At 71.1% G+C, this 17675-nt stretch carries 14 protein-coding genes and 1 pseudogene; 11 read left to right on the forward strand and 4 right to left on the reverse strand.

The window, feature by feature from the left end; genetic code table 11:
• The first annotated feature begins 32 nt into the window (after positions 1-32).
• From OG766_RS20715 to OG766_RS20760, 10 genes are all read left to right on the forward strand, one after another.
• Positions 33-2543: an NADH-quinone oxidoreductase subunit G gene (locus OG766_RS20715; RefSeq protein WP_266381370.1), complete on the forward strand. Its 2511-nt coding sequence runs from the start codon at positions 33-35 to the stop codon at positions 2541-2543.
• Positions 2540-3931, forward strand: a complete 1392-nt coding sequence (gene nuoH, locus OG766_RS20720; protein WP_328725949.1) for an NADH-quinone oxidoreductase subunit NuoH — start codon at positions 2540-2542, stop codon at positions 3929-3931. The genes OG766_RS20715 and nuoH overlap by 4 nt, the downstream gene beginning before the upstream one ends.
• Positions 3924-4526: an NADH-quinone oxidoreductase subunit NuoI gene (nuoI, locus tag OG766_RS20725; protein ID WP_266381376.1), complete on the forward strand. Its 603-nt coding sequence runs from the start codon at positions 3924-3926 to the stop codon at positions 4524-4526. Before nuoH ends, nuoI begins: the two co-directional genes overlap by 8 nt.
• Positions 4523-5416, forward strand: a complete 894-nt coding sequence (locus tag OG766_RS20730) for an NADH-quinone oxidoreductase subunit J (protein ID WP_328725950.1) — start codon at positions 4523-4525, stop codon at positions 5414-5416. Before nuoI ends, OG766_RS20730 begins: the two co-directional genes overlap by 4 nt.
• Positions 5413-5712: an NADH-quinone oxidoreductase subunit NuoK gene (nuoK, locus tag OG766_RS20735; RefSeq protein ID WP_266381381.1), complete on the forward strand. Its 300-nt coding sequence runs from the start codon at positions 5413-5415 to the stop codon at positions 5710-5712. The genes OG766_RS20730 and nuoK overlap by 4 nt, the downstream gene beginning before the upstream one ends.
• Positions 5713-5726: 14 nt before the next feature.
• Complete coding sequence (nuoL, locus tag OG766_RS20740) at positions 5727-7631, forward strand: NADH-quinone oxidoreductase subunit L (RefSeq protein ID WP_328725951.1); 1905 nt, start codon at positions 5727-5729, stop codon at positions 7629-7631.
• 4 nt (positions 7632-7635) lie between these two features.
• Positions 7636-9207 (forward strand): NADH-quinone oxidoreductase subunit M, encoded by a 1572-nt coding sequence (locus tag OG766_RS20745; RefSeq protein WP_266381386.1) that lies wholly within the window; start codon positions 7636-7638, stop codon positions 9205-9207.
• Complete coding sequence (nuoN, locus tag OG766_RS20750) at positions 9204-10853, forward strand: NADH-quinone oxidoreductase subunit NuoN (protein ID WP_328725952.1); 1650 nt, start codon at positions 9204-9206, stop codon at positions 10851-10853. Before OG766_RS20745 ends, nuoN begins: the two co-directional genes overlap by 4 nt.
• A gap of 130 nt (positions 10854-10983) precedes the next feature.
• Positions 10984-11133 (forward strand): hypothetical protein, encoded by a 150-nt coding sequence (locus tag OG766_RS20755; protein WP_266381392.1) that lies wholly within the window; start codon positions 10984-10986, stop codon positions 11131-11133.
• A gap of 99 nt (positions 11134-11232) precedes the next feature.
• Positions 11233-11532, forward strand: a complete 300-nt coding sequence (locus OG766_RS20760) for a hypothetical protein (protein WP_328727588.1) — start codon at positions 11233-11235, stop codon at positions 11530-11532.
• Here the strand turns inward: OG766_RS20760 and OG766_RS20765 are convergent.
• The 4 genes and pseudogenes from OG766_RS20765 to OG766_RS20780 form a co-directional block, all read right to left on the reverse strand.
• Positions 11510-11857 carry a HEAT repeat domain-containing protein gene (locus OG766_RS20765; protein WP_443045610.1) on the reverse strand — a complete coding sequence of 116 codons (348 nt, stop codon included), beginning with the start codon at positions 11855-11857 and terminating at the stop codon, positions 11510-11512. The genes OG766_RS20760 and OG766_RS20765 overlap by 23 nt on opposite strands.
• Positions 11837-12493, reverse strand: a pseudogene (locus OG766_RS20770) (GntR family transcriptional regulator); the annotation flags it as partial. The gene OG766_RS20765 and the pseudogene OG766_RS20770, both read right to left, overlap by 21 nt.
• Positions 12494-12696: 203 nt before the next feature.
• The gene (gene fahA / locus OG766_RS20775) at positions 12697-13938 is read right to left on the reverse strand and encodes a fumarylacetoacetase (protein ID WP_328725953.1); all 1242 of its coding nucleotides are present in this window, start codon (positions 13936-13938) and stop codon (positions 12697-12699) included.
• A 92-nt stretch (positions 13939-14030) separates the two neighbouring features.
• Entirely contained in the window at positions 14031-16070 is a 2040-nt protein-coding gene (locus OG766_RS20780) for a CocE/NonD family hydrolase (protein ID WP_266381397.1), read from the reverse strand.
• A gap of 281 nt (positions 16071-16351) precedes the next feature.
• Here OG766_RS20780 and OG766_RS20785 point away from each other — a divergent pair, with 281 nt between their 5' ends.
• Positions 16352-17362: a polyprenyl synthetase family protein gene (locus OG766_RS20785; RefSeq protein WP_266381399.1), complete on the forward strand. Its 1011-nt coding sequence runs from the start codon at positions 16352-16354 to the stop codon at positions 17360-17362.
• Positions 17363-17675: the final 313 nt, after the last annotated feature.

Below are 17675 nucleotides of genomic sequence, written 5' to 3' on the forward strand. Positions count from 1 at the left end.
GACCGTCCCGCGGCACGGACGGAGGTGCGGTCGTGACCGTGACCACCCCGGCCTCCGCCGGAGGCGGCGCCGCCGCCGTCCCGCCCGAGGACCTCGTCTCGCTGACCATCGACGGCGTCGAGATCTCCGTGCCCAAGGGCACCCTGGTCATCCGTGCCGCCGAGCAACTCGGCATCGAGATCCCCCGGTTCTGCGACCACCCCCTCCTCGACCCGGTCGGCGCCTGCCGGCAGTGCATCGTCGAGGTCGAGGGCCAGCGCAAGCCGATGGCCTCCTGCACCATCACCTGCACCGACGGCATGGTCGTCAGGTCACAGCTCACCTCGCCCGTCGCCGAGAAGGCGCAGAAGGGCGTGATGGAGCTGCTGCTCATCAACCACCCGCTGGACTGCCCGGTCTGCGACAAGGGCGGCGAGTGCCCGCTGCAGAACCAGGCCATGTCGCACGGCCAGGCCGAGTCCCGCTTCGAGGGCAGGAAGCGGACGTACGAGAAGCCGGTCGCCATCTCCACCCAGGTGCTGCTCGACCGCGAGCGGTGCGTGCTCTGCGCGCGCTGCACCCGCTTCTCCAACCAGGTCGCGGGCGACCCGATGATCGAGCTGCTGGAACGCGGCGCGCTCCAGCAGGTCGGCACCGGCGAGGGCGACCCGTTCGAGTCGTACTTCTCCGGGAACACCATCCAGATCTGTCCGGTCGGCGCGCTGACCTCCGCGGCGTACCGGTTCCGCTCCCGGCCCTTCGACCTCGTCTCCTCGCCGTCCGTCTGCGAGCACTGCGCGGGCGGCTGCGCCACCCGCACCGACCACCGGCGCGGCAAGGTCATGCGGCGGCTCGCCGCCGACGACCCCGAGGTCAACGAGGAGTGGATCTGCGACAAGGGGCGGTTCGCCTTCCGCTACGCCCAGCAGCGCGACCGGCTCACCACTCCGCTCGTACGCGACAAGGAGACCGGTCGGCTGGAGCCGGCGAGCTGGCCGGAGGCCCTGGAGGCCGCGGCCGCCGGGCTCACGGCGGCACGCGGCCGGGCGGCGGTGCTGACCGGCGGCCGGCTCACGGTCGAGGACGCCTACGCGTACGCCAAGTTCGCCCGGGTCGCCCTCGACACCAACGACATCGACTTCCGGGCCCGGGTCCACTCCTCGGAGGAGGCCGACTTCCTGGCCGCCAGGGTCGCCGGCCACGGCCGGGACCTGGACCGCGGGGGAGTCACGTACACCTCCCTGGAGGCCGCTCCGGCGGTGCTGCTCGTGGGCTTCGAGTCGGAGGAGGAGGCCCCCGGCGTCTTCCTGCGGCTGCGCAAGGCCGCGCGCAGGCACCGGCAGCGGAGCTTCTCCCTCGCCACGCACGCCACCCGTGGTCTGACGAAGGCCGGAGGCGTCCTGCTGCCCGCCGCCCCCGGCACGGAGACCGTCTGGCTGAACGCCCTGGCCTCCGGCACCGGACTCGAAGGGGACGGTGCCACGGCCGCCGAGGCGCTGCGGGCCGAGGGCGCCGTGATCGTGGTCGGTGAGCGGCTGGCCGGAGTGCCGGGCGCCCTGACCGCGGTCGTACGGGCCGCGGCCGCGACCGGCGCCCAGCTGGTGTGGATCCCGCGCCGGGCCGGTGAGCGCGGTGCGATCGAGGCGGGCGCCGTCCCGTCGCTGCTGCCCGGCGGCCGCCCCGCCACCGATCCGCGGGCCCGTGAGGAGACCGCGGCGGCCTGGGGCGTCCGCGAACTCCCGCACCGCTACGGCCGGGACACCGGCCAGATCGTCGAGGCCGCGGCCAACGGCGAACTGGCCGCCCTGGTCGTCGCCGGTGTCGAGGTCGCCGATCTGCCGCACCCGGAACGCGCGCGCGAGGCGTTCGACGCGGTCGGCTTCCTCGTCTCGCTGGAGCTGCGGCCCAGCGAGGTCACCGAGCGGGCCGACGTGGTCTTCCCGGTCGCGGCCGTCCCCGAGAAGGCCGGCACGTTCCTCAACTGGGAGGGCAGGGCGCGGCTCTTCGAGGCCGCGCTGAAGCCGGACCAGATGATCCGCACGCTCGCGCCGACCGACGCGCGGGTGCTGCACATGCTCGCCGACGCCCTGGACGTCCATCTGGCCCTGCCCGACCTGCAGTCGGTGCGGCGGGAGCTGGACCGGCTCGGGGTGTGGGACGGACCACGGGCCGCCGAGCCCGCCGAGTCCGCCCGGCCGCTGCCCCTCCCCGGTGAGGGCGAGGCGGTCCTGGCGGGCCACCGGCTCCTGCTGGACCAGGGGCTGCTCCAAGAGGGCGACGAGGCGTTGGCGGGCACCCGGCACGCCGCGGTCGCCCGGCTCTCCGCCGCCACCGCGGCCGAGACCGGGGTCAAGAACGGCGATGTCCTCGCCGTCAGCGGACCCTCCGGTTCCGTGCACCTCCCGCTCCAGGTGACCGAGATGCCCGACCGGGTGGTCTGGCTCCCGCTCAACTCCACGGGCGGAGGCGTGCTGAGCGACACGGGAGTGACGCCCGGCCGGCTCGTCCGTATCGGCCCGGCGGCGCCGAGGCCCGCCGACGACGTACCGGAGGTGCGCGCGTGAACCCGCCACTCCTCGACCCGACCCTGCTCGCGGCGGAGGACCTCTCGCTGTTCGGGCGGGACGTCTGGTGGATCGTCGTCATCAAGGCGGTCTTCTGCTTCGCCTTCCTGATGCTGACCGTGCTGTTCTCCATCGTGTGGGAGCGCAAGGTCGTCGCCTGGATGCAGCTGCGCATCGGCCCCAACCGGCACGGCCCCTGGGGCCTCCTCCAGTCCCTCGCGGACGGCGTCAAGCTGATGCTCAAGGAGGACGTGATCGTCAAGCGCGCGGACAAGGTGGTCTACGTCCTCGCGCCGATCATCGCGGCGATCCCGGCCTTCATGGCGATCGCCGTCATCCCGTTCGGCCCGGCGGGCAACGAGATCTCGATCTTCGGCCAGCGGACCACGATGCAGCTCACCGACCTGCCGATCGCGATGCTCTACATCCTCGCGGTCGCCTCGGTCGGCATCTACGGCATCGTGCTGGCCGGCTGGTCGTCCGGTTCGACCTACCCGCTGCTCGGCGGACTGCGGTCGTGTGCGCAGATGATCTCGTACGAGATCGCGATGGGCGCGGCCTTCGCCTCGGTCTTCCTCTACTCCGGATCGATGTCGACCTCGACGATCGTCGAGGCGCAGGCGGACCGCTGGTACGTCCTGCTGCTGCCGGTCTCGTTCCTCATCTACATCGTGACGATGATCGGTGAGACCAACCGGGCACCGTTCGACATGCCGGAGTCCGAGGGCGACCTCGTCGGCGGCTTCAACACCGAGTACTCGTCGATCAAGTTCGCGCTGTTCATGCTCGCCGAGTACGTCAACATGGTCACCGTCTCGGCGGTCTCCGTCACCCTCTTCCTGGGCGGCTGGCGGGCCCCGTGGCCGATCAGCACCTTCTGGGAGGGCGCGAACCACGGCTGGTGGCCGATGCTCTGGTTCGTCATCAAGGTGCAGCTGCTGCTGTTCTTCTTCATCTGGCTGCGCGGCACGCTCCCCCGCGTCCGCTACGACCAGCTGATGAAGCTCGGCTGGAAGGTGCTCATCCCGGTCTCGGTCGTCTGGCTGATGCTCGTCGCGACCGTACGGGCCCTGCGCAACGAGGGACAGGACTTCTCGCAGATCGTGCTGTACGTCGGCGGGGCGGTCCTCGCCGTACTGCTGCTGTCCTTCGTCGCCGACCTCTTCCGGGGCAAGAAGGAACGGGCCGAGGCGGAGTCGGAGCAGGCGGCGGCGCCCGCCGGCTTCGACCCGATGGCGGGCGGCTTCCCGGTACCCCCGCTGCCCGGGCAGCAACTGCCGCCGGTGCCACGCAGGCGGCCGCGCCACGACCGCGAGCTGATTGTCAGTGGCGGCCCCGATACTCAGAGTGACGGTCCTCGTGAGGGAAAGGAGGCTGACGGTGCCTGAGCAGTCCAAGGACTCCGAGAGCGGGTTCCAGAACCCGGTCGCCGGCTTCGGCGTGACCTTCAAGGCCATGTTCAAGAAGCGGCTGACCGAGCAGTATCCGGAGCAGCAGAAGACGACGGCGCCGCGCTTCCACGGCCGGCACCAGCTCAACCGGCATCCGGACGGGCTGGAGAAGTGCGTCGGCTGCGAGTTGTGCGCCTGGGCCTGTCCGGCGGACGCCATCTATGTGGAGGGCGCGGACAACACCGACGAGGAGCGCTACTCGCCGGGCGAGCGCTACGGGCGGGTGTACCAGATCAACTACGCCCGCTGCATCCTGTGCGGCCTGTGCATCGAGGCCTGCCCGACCCGGGCGCTCACGATGACCAACGAGTTCGAGCTGGCCGACAGCTCCCGCGAGAACCTGATCTACACCAAGGAGCAGCTCCTCGCGGGCCTGGAGACGGGCATGGTCGACAGCCCGCACGCGATCTACCCGGGGATGGACGAGCAGGACTACTACCGGGGGCTGGTCACCGAGGCCGCGCCCGGTACGGAGCGCCAGGTCGCCACCTCCGAGGGAGAGAAGCCGGACGAGCAGGAGGTCGACGCATGAGCGCGCTGGCCGCCGCGGCCTCCACCGGTGAGGCCGTCCAGTTCTGGGTGCTCGGCACCGTCGCCGTCATCGGCGCACTCTGCACGATCCTGATGAAGCGGGCCGTGCACAGCGCGCTGTGCCTCGCCGCGACCATGATCATCCTGGCCGTCTTCTACCTCGCCAACGGGGCGTACTTCCTGGGCGTCGTCCAGATCGTCGTCTACACCGGCGCGATCATGATGCTGTTCCTCTTCGTCGTCATGCTCGTCGGCGTGACGGCGGCGGACTCCCTCAAGGAGACGCTGAAGGGACAGCGCTGGTGGGCCGCCCTGTGCGGACTCGGCTTCGGCGTCCTGCTGATCGCCGGAATCGGCCACGCCTCGCTGACTTCCGGCTCCTTCATCGGACTCGGCCAGGCCAACGCGGGCGGCAATGTCGAGGGCCTCGCGGCGCTGATCTTCACCAAGTACGTCTTCGCCTTCGAGATCACCGGCGCGCTGCTCATCTCGGCGGCCGTCGGCGCGATGGTCCTCACCCACCGGGAGCGCACCGAGCGCGCCAGGACCCAGCGCGAGCTGGCCGAGCAGCGGGTGCGCGAGGGCAAGCACCTGCCGCCGCTGCCCGCGCCCGGCGTGTACGCCCGGCACAACGCGGTGGACATCGCGGGTCTGCTCCCGGACGGCACGCCGTCCGAGCTCACCGTCAACAAGACGCTGCGTGCCCGCGGTCAGATCCGCGACGTCTCCAGTGAGGCGCTGAACGACCTCAAGGCGCTGGAGCGGCGCTCCGAGGAGCGCCTGGGACGGGCCCGCGAGGAGTCCGGCCGGGACGAGAACCGCCGGGACGAGCACGACCGGGACGAGCACGACCGGGACGGCCGGCGCGACGGACAGGAGGCCAAGCGGTGAATCCCGTCAACTATCTCTATCTCGCCGCCCTGTTGTTCACCATCGGCGCGGTGGGCGTACTGATCAGGCGGAACGCGATCGTGGTCTTCATGTGCATCGAGCTGATGCTCAATGCCTGCAACCTCGCGCTCGTCGCCTTCTCCCGGATGCACGGCAATCTCGACGGCCAGATCATCGCGTTCTTCACGATGGTCGTCGCCGCCGCCGAGGTCGTGGTCGGGCTCGCGATCATCGTGTCGCTGTTCCGTTCCCGCCACTCGGCCTCGGTCGACGACGCCAGCCTGATGAAGCTGTAAGGGGTCGCAGACTCGTGGACAACGCAGAGAACCTGATCGCGCTGCTGGTCGCGGCGCCCCTGCTGGGAGCGGCGGTGCTGCTGTGCGGCGGGCGCCGGCTCGACCGCACGGGCCACTGGATCGGCACCGCGCTCGCCGCCGTCTCCTTCGTCATCGGCGTCGTGCTCTTCGCCGACATGCTCGGCAGGCCCGGCGACGAACGGACGCTCACCCAGCATCTGTTCAGCTGGATCCCGGTCGAGGGCTTCCAGGCGGACGTCGCCTTCCAGCTGGACCAGCTGTCGATGACCTTCGTCCTCCTGATCACCGGCGTCGGCTCGCTCATCCATCTGTACTCCGTGGGGTACATGGAGCACGACGAGCGCCGCCGCCGCTTCTTCGGCTATCTCAACCTCTTCCTCGCGGCGATGCTCCTGCTGGTCCTCGCCGACAACTATCTGCTGCTGTACGTCGGCTGGGAGGGCGTCGGCCTCGCCTCGTACCTGCTCATCGGCTTCTGGCAGCACAAGCCCAGCGCGGCGACGGCCGCGAAGAAGGCCTTCCTGGTCAACCGGGTCGGCGACATGGGCCTGTCGATCGCGATCATGCTGATGTTCACCACCTTCGGGACCTTCGCCTTCGGGCCGGTGCTGGAGTCCACGGGGAAGGCGTCCGAGGGCACGCTGACCGCTCTCGGCCTGCTCCTGCTGCTCGCCGCCTGCGGCAAGTCCGCCCAGGTGCCGCTGCAGTCCTGGCTCGGGGACGCGATGGAGGGCCCGACCCCGGTCTCGGCCCTGATCCACGCGGCGACGATGGTCACCGCCGGCGTCTACCTCATCACCCGCTCCGGGGCGATCTTCAACGCCGCACCGGACGCACAGCTCGCGGTCGTGACGGTCGGCGCGGTCACGCTCCTCTTCGGTGCCATCGTCGGTTGCGCGAAGGACGACATCAAGAAGGCACTGGCCGGTTCGACGATGTCGCAGATCGGCTACATGATCCTGGCGGCGGGCCTCGGCCCCATCGGATACGCCTTCGCGATCATGCATCTCGTGACGCACGGCTTCTTCAAGGCCGGGCTGTTCCTCGGCGCCGGTTCGGTCATGCACGGCATGAACGACGAGGTGGACATGAGGAGGTACGGGGGTCTGTGGAAGTTCATGCCGATCACCTTCGTCACCTTCGGTCTCGGCTATCTCGCGATCATCGGCTTCCCCGGCCTGTCCGGCTTCTTCTCCAAGGACAAGATCATCGAGGCGGCCTTCGCCAAGGGCGGCACGGAGGGCTGGATCCTCGGTGGAGCGGCCCTGCTGGGCGCGGCCATCACCGCGTTCTACATGACGCGCGTGATGCTGATGACCTTCTTCGGTGAGAAGCGCTGGCAGCCCGACGAGAAGGGTGACCTGCCGCATCCGCACGAATCCCCGAAGACGATGACGGCGCCGATGATCGTGCTCGCCTTCGGCTCGGTCTTCGCCGGCGGGCTGTTCTCCTGGCACGAGTCGTTCGTGAAGTGGCTGGAGCCGGTCACCAGCTTCGACCACGGCCACTCACCGCTCAGCGCCTCCACGGTCACCCTCTCCACGGTCGCGGTGATGCTTCTCGGCGTCGCTCTCGCCTACCTCCAGTACGGACGGCGTCCGGTGCCCGCCACCGCCCCGCGCGGCTCGCTGCTCACCAGGGCGGCCCGCCGGGACCTCCTCCAGGACGACTTCAACCACGTCGTCCTGGTCCGCGGCGGCGAGCACCTCACCCGCTCGCTCGTGTACGTGGACCACAGCCTGGTCGACGGGGTCGTCAACGGCACCGCGGCCTCGATCGGCGGCCTCTCCGGCCGGCTCCGCAAGCTGCAGAACGGCTACGCCCGCACCTACGCGGTCACGATGTTCGGAGGTACGGCTGTGCTGATCGCCGCGACCCTGCTGATGAGGGCGGTGTAACCCGATGTCGTTCCCACTCCTCACCGCGACGGCGGCGCTCCCGGCGCTCGGTGCGATCGCCACCGCGGCCGTGCCGGCCGGCCGGCGTGCCGCCGCCAAGTGGCTGGCGCTGCTGGTCTCGCTCGGCACGCTGGTGCTGGCGGCGGTCGTGGCCGCCCGGTTCGAGCCCGGCGGGGCCCGCTATCAGCTCACCGAATCCCATGCCTGGATCAAGGACTTCGGGGTGCGGTACGAGCTGGGCGTCGACGGGATCGCGGTGGCGCTGATCGCCCTGACCGCCGTACTGATCCCGTTCATCATCCTGGCCGGCTGGCACGACGCCGATCCGCTGGAGACGAAGAGCAAGCGCTGGCGGCCGACACAGGGCTTCTTCGCCCTGATCCTTTCGGTCGAGGCGATGGTGATCCTCTCCTTCGAGGCCACCGACGTCTTCCTCTTCTACATCCTCTTCGAAGCCATGCTCATCCCGATGTACTTCCTCATCGGCGGCTTCGGGGACCGTGCCCACGCGGGCAGCGACGAGAACGCGGCGGCCCAGCGGTCCTACGCCGCCGTGAAGTTCCTGCTCTACAACCTGGCCGGCGGCCTGATCATGCTGGCCGCGGTGATCGGGCTCTATGTCGTGGCGGGCAACTTCTCGCTCACGGAGATCGCCGAGGCCCGCGCCAACGGCACGCTCGACATGGCGACGAACACCGAACGGCTGCTGTTCCTCGGCTTCTTCTTCGCCTTCGCGGTGAAGGCGCCGCTGTGGCCGCTGCACACCTGGCTGCCCAACGCCATGGGTGAATCGACCGCTCCGGTCGCGGTGCTGATCACGGCCGTCGTCGACAAGGTCGGCACCTTCGCGATGCTCCGCTTCTGCCTCGGGCTGTTCCCGGAGGCGTCGGAGTGGGCGACACCGGTGATCCTGGCCCTGGCGCTGATCAGCATCGTCTACGGGGCGCTGCTCGCCGTCGGCCAGCGCGACATCAAGCGCCTGATCGCCTACGCGTCGATCTCGCACTTCGGCTTCATCGTCATGGGCATCTTCGCGATGACCAGCCAGGGCCAGTCCGGCGCCACGCTCTACATGGTCAACCACGGGATCTCGACGGCCGCGCTGATGCTGGTGGCCGGCTTCCTGATCTCGCGGCGCGGCTCGCGGCTCATCGCCGACTACGGCGGAGTGCAGAAGGTCGCCCCGGTGCTCGCCGGCACGTTCCTCATCGGCGGGCTCGCGACGCTGTCGCTGCCGGGACTCGCGCCGTTCGTCAGCGAATTCCTGGTCCTGGTCGGGACGTTCGCGCGCTATCCGGTGGTCGGGATCATCGCGACCTTCGGCATCGTGCTCGCCGCGCTCTACACGCTGGTGCTCTACCAGCGGACGATGACGGGCCCGGTGAAGGAGGAGGTGCGGACCCTTCCGGATCTGCGCCTGCGTGAACTGGTGGTGATCACGCCACTGATCGCGTTGCTGATCTTCCTCGGCGTCTATCCGAAGCCGCTGACGGACATCGTGAACCCGGCCGTCGAGCACACCATGTCCGACGTCCAGAAGAAGGACCCCCAGCCCGAGGTGGAGGCGGCCAAGTGAGCACGACAGCTGTCCACAGCCTGTGGACAACGGCAGCCCAGCCGCTGGACAAGATCCCGGCCCCGCACATCGAGTACGCCCAGCTCGCGCCCACCCTGATCGTGGTCGGCGCGGCGGTCCTCGGTGTCCTGGTCGAGGCCTTCGTCCCGCGTCGAAGCCGCCACTACACCCAGGTGTTCCTCGCCGTCGTCGCGCTGGCCGCCGCGTTCGCCGCGGTGGTCGGCCTCGCCGCCGGCGGATACGGCACGACCAAGGCGCACATCGCCGCGATGGGCGCCATCGCGGTCGACGGGCCCGCGCTGTTCCTGCAGGGCACGATCCTGCTGGCCTCGCTCGTCGCGATCTTCACCTTCGCCGAGCGCCGGCTCGACCCCGCCGTCCACGGCAACCGCATCGACTCCTTCGCCGCACAGGCCGGGTCCGTGCCGGGCAGCGACGGCGAAAAGGCCGCGGTCAAGGCCGGGTTCACCACCACCGAGGTGTTCCCGCTGGCGCTCTTCGCCATCGCCGGCATGCTCGTCTTCCCGGCGGCCAACGACCTGTTGACGCTGTTCGTCGCGCTCGAGGTCTTCTCCCTGCCGCTGTACCTCCTGTGCGCCCTGGCCCGCCGCAAGCGGCTCATGTCGCAGGAGGCCGCGGTCAAGTACTTCCTGCTCGGCTCGTTCTCCTCCGCGTTCCTGCTGTTCGGCATCGCCATGCTGTACGGCTACGCGGGCTCCGTCTCGTACGCCCGGATCGCCGACGTCGTCGACGGCACGGTCAAGACGATCGACCCGGCCCTCGCCGGCACGATGGGCAACGACGCGCTGCTGCTCATCGGAGGCGCGCTGATCCTGATGGGGCTGCTCTTCAAGGTCGGCGCCGTGCCGTTCCACATGTGGACCCCGGACGTCTACCAGGGTGCGCCGACCCCGGTCACCGGCTTCATGGCGGCGGCCACCAAGGTCGCCGCGTTCGGCGCGCTGCTCCGGCTGCTGTACGTGGTGCTGCCCGGGCTGCGCTGGGACTGGCGGCCGGTCATGTGGGCCATCGCGATCGTCACCATGCTCGGCGGTGCGATCGTCGCGATCACCCAGACCGACATCAAGCGGCTCCTCGCGTACTCGTCCATCGCGCACGCCGGGTTCATCCTCGCCGGTGTCATCGCGGTGACCCCCACCGGCGTCTCGTCCGTGCTCTTCTACCTGGCCGCGTACTCCTTCGTGACGATCGGCGCGTTCGCCGTCGTCACGCTGGTCCGGGACGCGGGCGGCGAGGCCACGCATCTGTCCAAGTGGGCCGGGCTCGGGCGGCGTTCGCCCCTGGTGGCCGCCGTCTTCGCGGTGTTCCTGCTGGCCTTCGCCGGCATTCCGCTGACGTCCGGCTTCTCCGGCAAGTTCGCCGTCTTCCGGGCGGCGGCGGAGGGCGGCGCCGGAGCGCTGGTCGTGGTCGGTGTGATCTCGTCCGCGATCGCCGCGTTCTTCTACATCCGGGTCATCGTGCTGATGTTCTTCAGCGAGCCGACGCCGGAGGGGCCGACGGTGGCCGTGCCGTCGCCGCTCACCATGACGACGATCGCGGTCGGTGTCGCCGTCACGCTGGTGCTCGGTGTGGCGCCGCAGTACTTCCTGGATCTGGCCGGGCAGGCGAGCGTCTTCGTCCGGTAGCCCCCCGGGGCGTGATCATCCCGAAGGCCCGGCTCCTCCCGACGGAGGGCCGGGCCTTCGGCTGCGCCGGGCCGCCGGAAGAGGACTACGCTCGACAGCGGGAGGGCTGGCAGGTCAAAGGAGAACCGTCATGATCGACCAGTACCAGTACCCCGAGTACACCACCCCCTCGCAGGCCGAGGGCGAGGACACCGAGTCGACCGAGGAACAGCACCCCGACACCCCGAGGACGACCCCGTCCCAGGCCGAGGGCGAGCGTACGGCGGACGACGACCGCTGAGCGGTCGGCCGACCGGCCCCGGCGCCCGGGCAACCCGCGGCCGCTGTCCGACGTCCTCCAGGGCGCAGGACCTTGATCGTGTACGTGGGGGGGGACACCATGGGGGCATCAGCGGCGCAGGCCGAGCAGCGACGGACCGCGAGCATCGCCGACACCTGGCCGGCGGTGCTGCTGCTCCTCCCGGCCCTCCTGCTGCTGAGGTACGCCGGCGAGCACAGCTGGGCCTACTGGACCGGGGCGGTCATCGGCCTGTTCGGACTGACCGGAGCGGCCTTCGAGATCACCGCCGCGGTCAAGCATCTGGCGAAGCGGCGCAAGCCGTGGGTCGCGGTCTGGGCCCTCCTCGTGCTGATGGCCGCATCGGTGCACCTGGTCCTCAGGCTGGCCGAGCGCTGGTGACGCTCCGGGCCGCGTAGGCCCGTACGTCGGCGTCCGGATCGTCCGTGGCCGTCCCGAGCGCGGCACGGGCCTCGGCCCCGTCGTGACGCAGCAGTGCGAGGACCGCCGCCTTGCGGACATCGGCGTTCGGGTCGCCGAGCGTCTTGGCGAGGGCGGGGACCGCCACGTCCTGGGCGGCGGCACGCAGGGCCGTGGCGGCGCCTGCGCGGACCTGCCAGGCCGGGTCGGTGAGCGCGCGTCCACGGCGGCGGGCGCGAGACCGGGCGGGCAGCCCGCGGACCCCGTCCCGAGAGCCTCCAGGGCCGCCGCGCGGTGCCTGGAGCACGGCCGCCGAGTGGGCGTCGGCGTTCACGGCCTCGAGGGTGATCTCGGCGCTGCCGAGCGGCTGTCCGGTCAGGGCTTCGAGCAGCCGGAACACATCGGTGTGTTCCAGGGCGCAGCCGATGAGGTCGGCGCCGATGTCCATCGGGACGTACGTGAGGTCGAGGGAGAGCGGCAGCCCGCCGAGGAGCCGGAGCCGTTCGATGTAGAGCACGTCGCTGTGCTCGGGTACGCGGAGACGGGCGGCCACCGGGGCGGGGGCCGGGACCGGGCCGACGGTGCGGACCTCGTTGGTGACCCTGCCCTGTTCACGCAGGGTCTCGGCGAGGCCTTCCAGCCGGTCGAGGCCGTGCCGGTACTTGTGGCAGACGACGACCGTGCCGAGCCCCGGCACCCGTTCGACCAGCTGCTCGGTGCGGAGCAGGTCGAGGGCCTGGCGGACGGTGTTGCGGGTGGCGCCGTAGTCACGGCCGATGGTGCCCTCGTGGGGCAGCGCGCCGTCGGGGAAGGCCCCGGCGAGGATCTGGTGGCGCAGCAGGTCGGCGAGTTGCCTGGCCTGGTCGGCACGCAGCCGGCGACGCCGGGCGGCGACGGTGGTCGCTCCCTGTCCGGCGTGGTCTCGGATGCGTTCGGCGGGCATGCGTCGGACCATGCCGACGCGTGCCCGCCGTTGGTGTCGCGGCAGTGTCGCGCCACTCCCGTGCTTCGGGAGAGCGGCTCTGAACTGCGGTTACGCGGTTGTGCCGGGAAGATCTGCCACCGGTCGCCGCACGGTCACGGCGGTCCCGGCGCCGAGCGGCCCGCAGCCGTCAGGGGCCTTTCGGCCGTTCCGTCCCGCCGAACTCACTCGTCGCCGTAGGGGACGGCGGGAACGATACGGCCCGTGACCTCGCCGAGGCCGACCTTCACACCGTCCGGGCCGGGGGCCCACGCCGTGATGGTGACCTCGTCGTCGTCCTCCAGGAAGGTCCGCTTCCCGTACGGCAGTTCCAGCGGGTCGCGGCCGTTCCAGGTGAGTTCGAGGAGCGAGCCGCGCTGGTGGACCTCGGGGCCGCTGACCGTGCCGGAGCCGTACAGGTCTCCGGTGCGCAGGGAGGCGCCGTTGACGGTCATGTGCGTGAGCTGCTGGGCGGCCGTCCAGTACATGGTGGCGAACGGCGGCTCGGACACGATCTGTCCGTTGATCGCGACGGAGATACGGAGGTCGAAGCCGCCGGGTTCCTCGTCGGCGGAGTCGTCCAGGTAGGGGAGCGGGTCGACGTCCCGGGCGGGCGGGGAGACGCGTGCGGCGTCCAGGGCCTCCAGCGGGGTGACCCACGCGGAGACCGAGGTGGCGAACGACTTGCCGAGGAACGGGCCGAGCGGCACGTACTCCCAGGCCTGGATGTCGCGCGCGGACCAGTCGTTGAGCAGCTGCAGCCCGAAGACGTGGTCGCGGAAACCGTTCAGCGGGACGGGCCGGCCCAGCGCGGAGGGCGTGCCGACGACGAATCCGACCTCCGCCTCGATGTCGAGCTTGACGGAGGGGCCGAAGACGGGCGCCGGGTCGGCGGGGGCCTTCCGCTGCCCGGAGGGGCGGATGACGTCGGTGCCGGAGACGACGACCGTTCCGGAACGGCCGTGGTAACCGATCGGCAGGTGCTTCCAGTTGGGGGTGAGCGGCTCGCCGTCGGGACGGAAGATGTGTCCGACGTTGGTGGCGTGGTGCTCGCTGGAGTAGAAGTCGACGTAGTCGGCGACCGCGTACGGAAGGTGCAGGGTGACCGCACCCAGCGGGTGCAGCAGCGGCTCGATGTCCTGACGGTGGGCCGGCACCGTCACCCACGCGGTGAGCGCGCGGCGTACGTCCCGCCAGGCGGTGCGCCCGGCCGCGAGCAGCGGGCCCAGGTCCGGCTGCGCGAGCAGCGCGGCGTACGGGGAGCCGAGGGTGTGCGCCGCGGCCCCCGCGTCGAGCACGTGGTCACCGATGCGGACGCCGAGCCGCCGCCGGTCCGGCTCGTCCGCCGTGGTGAACACGCCGTACGGAAGGTTGTGCGGGCCGAAGGGATCGCCCTCGGCCAGATCGAGCGGGCTCTGCTCGGGCATCGGTGCTTGCCTCGCTTTCCACGTGTGTGGGGGACACGTTACGTGGGGCCGGGGCACGGGCACAGCGGCGCCCGACCGGGCGACGGTGCCCGCTAACCCGCCGTCCTCGGGATCCGCTTCTCCCAGGTGCGGTGGAAGACGACTTCCTGTCCGTGCCGGCACACCACCTCGTCGGAGGTGAGGAAGTGGCCCGTGTCGCAGGCGATTTCGGACCGGGTCTCGATCGTCACGTCCCAGGCGAGGTCGGGGCGGTGGTGCCGGATCCGCCAGTCGGAGCGGGTGCGGGCGGACAGCGGGTCGTTCTCCCGGATCGTGTACGTCTCCACCGACTGCTCGGTGTGTTCGAGACCGTCCGGGTGGACACGGGTGCCGCCGTTCTCCGGGACGACCTCCAGGCGCCATTCGCCCTCGGCGACGTCCCGGACGATCAGCCGTCCGGGACGGGGTGGGTCGAGCGTGACGGGAATGACGACGCCGAGCGGCTCGGCGTGCTCGGGGGCCTCGAAGGCGACGGCCTCGTCGGCGTCCGTGGCGGCGGACCCGGTGGCGGACCCGGTGGCGGAGCGGACGGGGAGTTCGAGGGCGGAGCCCGCAGGGTCGAGGGTGAAGCCCGCGGAGTCCGCCCGGGGCCAGATCCAGGGCCAGTACGCGGAGGAGACGGCGAGCCGGATGCGGTGGCCGGGCGCGAAGGTGTGGCCGGTGCCGGCCAGCTCGAAGGTGACGTCCTCGGCCGAGCCGGCCGGCCAGGCGTCGGCGCGGTCGCGACCGGCCCGGGCCGAGAGATCGAGGACGCCGTGGGTGAGGAGCGTGGAGGAGCCGTCGGGGGCCACGTCGCACAGCCGTGCCACGGCCTGCCCGAAGGGGACGTCCATGCGCAGCCGGAGGGTCACCCGTGGCCGTCCGAGGACCTCCAGCGGTTCCGTCAGCGTGAACTCGAAGCTCGCCGACTTCGCGTCCTCGTCACGCTGGTCGGGCGGCAGATCGGCGTCGCTGCCGCAGGGGGTGAAGCGGCCGGCGTCGAGTCCGGTGTGCTGCGGGGAGTCGACGATCTGCGGCGGCCCCTGGAAGGGATACGCCACATGGGTGACGCGCGGCGAGGGCCATGCGCTCTCGCCCGCCCAGCGGCCGGGCATCTCCTCGTACACCGTCGCAGGGGGATGCGGCCCGGTGATCCAGGAGCGCAGCAGCGGCCCGGCCATCACGCCCGGGTCGGTGTCCGTGTCCCGGAGCCAGTGGTCCCACCAGCGCAGCGTCTCCTGGAGGAAACCGATCGCGGGCCCCGGCGGTCGCTCCTCGTCCGGGTATTCCCGCGGCCAGGGGCCGATGATCCCGCGTACGCGCGTCGGGTCGAGGTGCTCGACGAGCCGCAGGACGGTGTCCCGGCACGGGTCGTGCCAGCCGCCCACCGCGAGGACGGCGGCCCGGACGGCGCCGTAGTCCTCGCGGACGCTGCCGCCCTTCCAGTAGTCGTCGCGGGTCTGGTGGTCCAGCCAGGTGTGGACGAGGGGTTCCATCGCCTCCAGCCGTTCCAGCCACATCCGGCGCCAGTCGTCGCCCGCGAACAGCGGATCGGGCGGGCCGGCGGTGTGGGCGAGCATGGCCGCGGCCGAGGAGTGCGTCGCGCAGGCCGCGACCGAGCCGCCCAGGTAGTGGCCGTCGTCGTCGTACGGGTCGTCGGTGGAGCAGACCGTGACGACGGCCTCGAGCGGCTCGGGCGCGAGTGCCGCGATCCGGAGCGCGGCGGTCCCGCCCGAGCCGACCCCGAACATGCCGACCCGCCCGGTGCACCACGGCTGCCCTGCGAGCCATTCGACGACGGCGGCCGCGTCGGCGGTGCCGATGGCCGGGCAGGCGTCGCCCGGCAGGCCCTCACTGTTCCCGTGGCCGCGCGCGTCGACCCGTACGGAGACGTAGCCGTGGCCCGCGTACCAGGGGTGACGCTGGGCATCGCGGGGTGCGGTCCCGTCGCTCAGCCGGTGGGGGAGGTATTCGAGCAGCGCCGGCACGGGCGCGTCGGTGACCGGCCGCCACACGCGGGCGTACAGCAGGGTGCTGCCTCCCGCGCCGTCGGGCACCGGGATGCGGAGGTCCTCGTGGCGGGTCTCGTACGGGTACGCGGTACGGATCTTCATGGCGGGACCTCAGCGGGCCCGGCCGGCGCGCACGCCGGTACGCCCGGTCGGCCGAACGACGCACGATCGACTTCGCCGGACGGCTGTTCGCCGTTCCCTTCGTGTTCGATCGTGGTTCCGGACAAAACTCTCACTCCCGGTCGTATGAGCTGATCAAGAACATACCGGGGGTGGCGGGAAGGCGCCCATGGTGATCGAACGGCGACCGGATACGCTGACTTGAGTGAAGGCAGCGACACATCGACAATCCGTGTGATCGTCAGCAGACAGGAGTACCTCTCGTGACCGTCGTCGGGCCGTTCGGGCTGAGCGTGCGGGACCAGGCTCTTGAGGCCGATGTCCAGACCGGGTTGGCGGCTGTCGAGGCGGGGCTGCTCGATGCCACCAAGAGCGAGGTGCCCTTCATCACGGAAGCCGCGCAGCACCTCGTGCGCGCGGGCGGGAAGCGCTTCCGGCCGCTGCTGGTGATGCTGGCGGCACAGTTCGGCGACCCGTACGCGCCGGGCGTCGTGCCCTCGGCCGTCGTCGTCGAGCTGACGCACCTGGCGACGCTGTACCACGACGACGTGATGGACGAGGCCGAGGTGCGCCGCGGAGTGGCCAGCGCCAACGCCCGCTGGGGGAACTCGCTGGCCGTCCTGACCGGTGACTTCCTGTTCGCCCGTGCCTCGCACGTCCTGGCCGATCTGGGTCCCGAGGCCGTCCGCATCCAGGCCGAGGCCTTCGAGCGGCTGGTCACCGGTCAGATCCTGGAGACCGCCGGCCCGCGCGACGGCCGCGACCCCGTCGACCACTACCTCGACGTGCTCGCGGGCAAGACCGGCTCGCTGGTCGCCGTCTCGTGCCGCTTCGGCGCGATGATGTCCGGCGCCGACGAGCACGTCACGGACGTTCTCACCCAGTACGGGGAGCGGCTCGGGGTCGCCTTCCAGCTTGCCGACGACGTCCTCGACATCGCCTCCGACTCGCACGAGTCCGGCAAGACCCCCGGCACCGATCTGCGCGAGGGCATCCCCACGCTGCCGGTGCTCCGGCTGCGCGAGCAGGCCGCCGTGCACGGCCGGCCGGAGGACCTGGAGCTGGTCGAGCTCCTCGAGGGTGATCTGACGGACGACGCGCGGCACGCGGAGGCGCTGGCCAGGCTGCGGGTCCACCCCGCGCTGGAGCAGGCCAGGCGGGACACCGTGCGGTACGCGGAGGAGGCGCGGGCGATGCTGGCGCCGCTGCCCGAGTGCTGGGCGAAGTCCGCGCTGGTGGAGCTGTGCGACGCGGTGGTCCACCGCGCCGCCTGAGGCGATCCGCGCCACCTACGGTGTCGCGCCCTCCACCGCGTACCGCGTGACGCCTGTCGTGCGACGGCTGCCGTGCCGCGTGCCTCCATCGTGCGACCCTCACCTTCACCGCGCGACCCCGATCGTGCGACGTCCGCCGTCGTGACCCCTAGTGGACGGGGGACGGGACAGGCCCTCGGGTCATACCGCAGCAGTACGCGGAGTTGATCCCGGGGGCTGACGCTTCTTACCGGCCGATTTGGTCAGATGGAGACAACCACTCCTCACCAACCTGACCGATACGGGTGAGAATGGCGGCGCGGGGTGGACTCGT

The organism is Streptomyces sp. NBC_00259 (genome assembly GCF_036181745.1).
Classification (GTDB): domain Bacteria; phylum Actinomycetota; class Actinomycetes; order Streptomycetales; family Streptomycetaceae; genus Streptomyces; species Streptomyces pratisoli.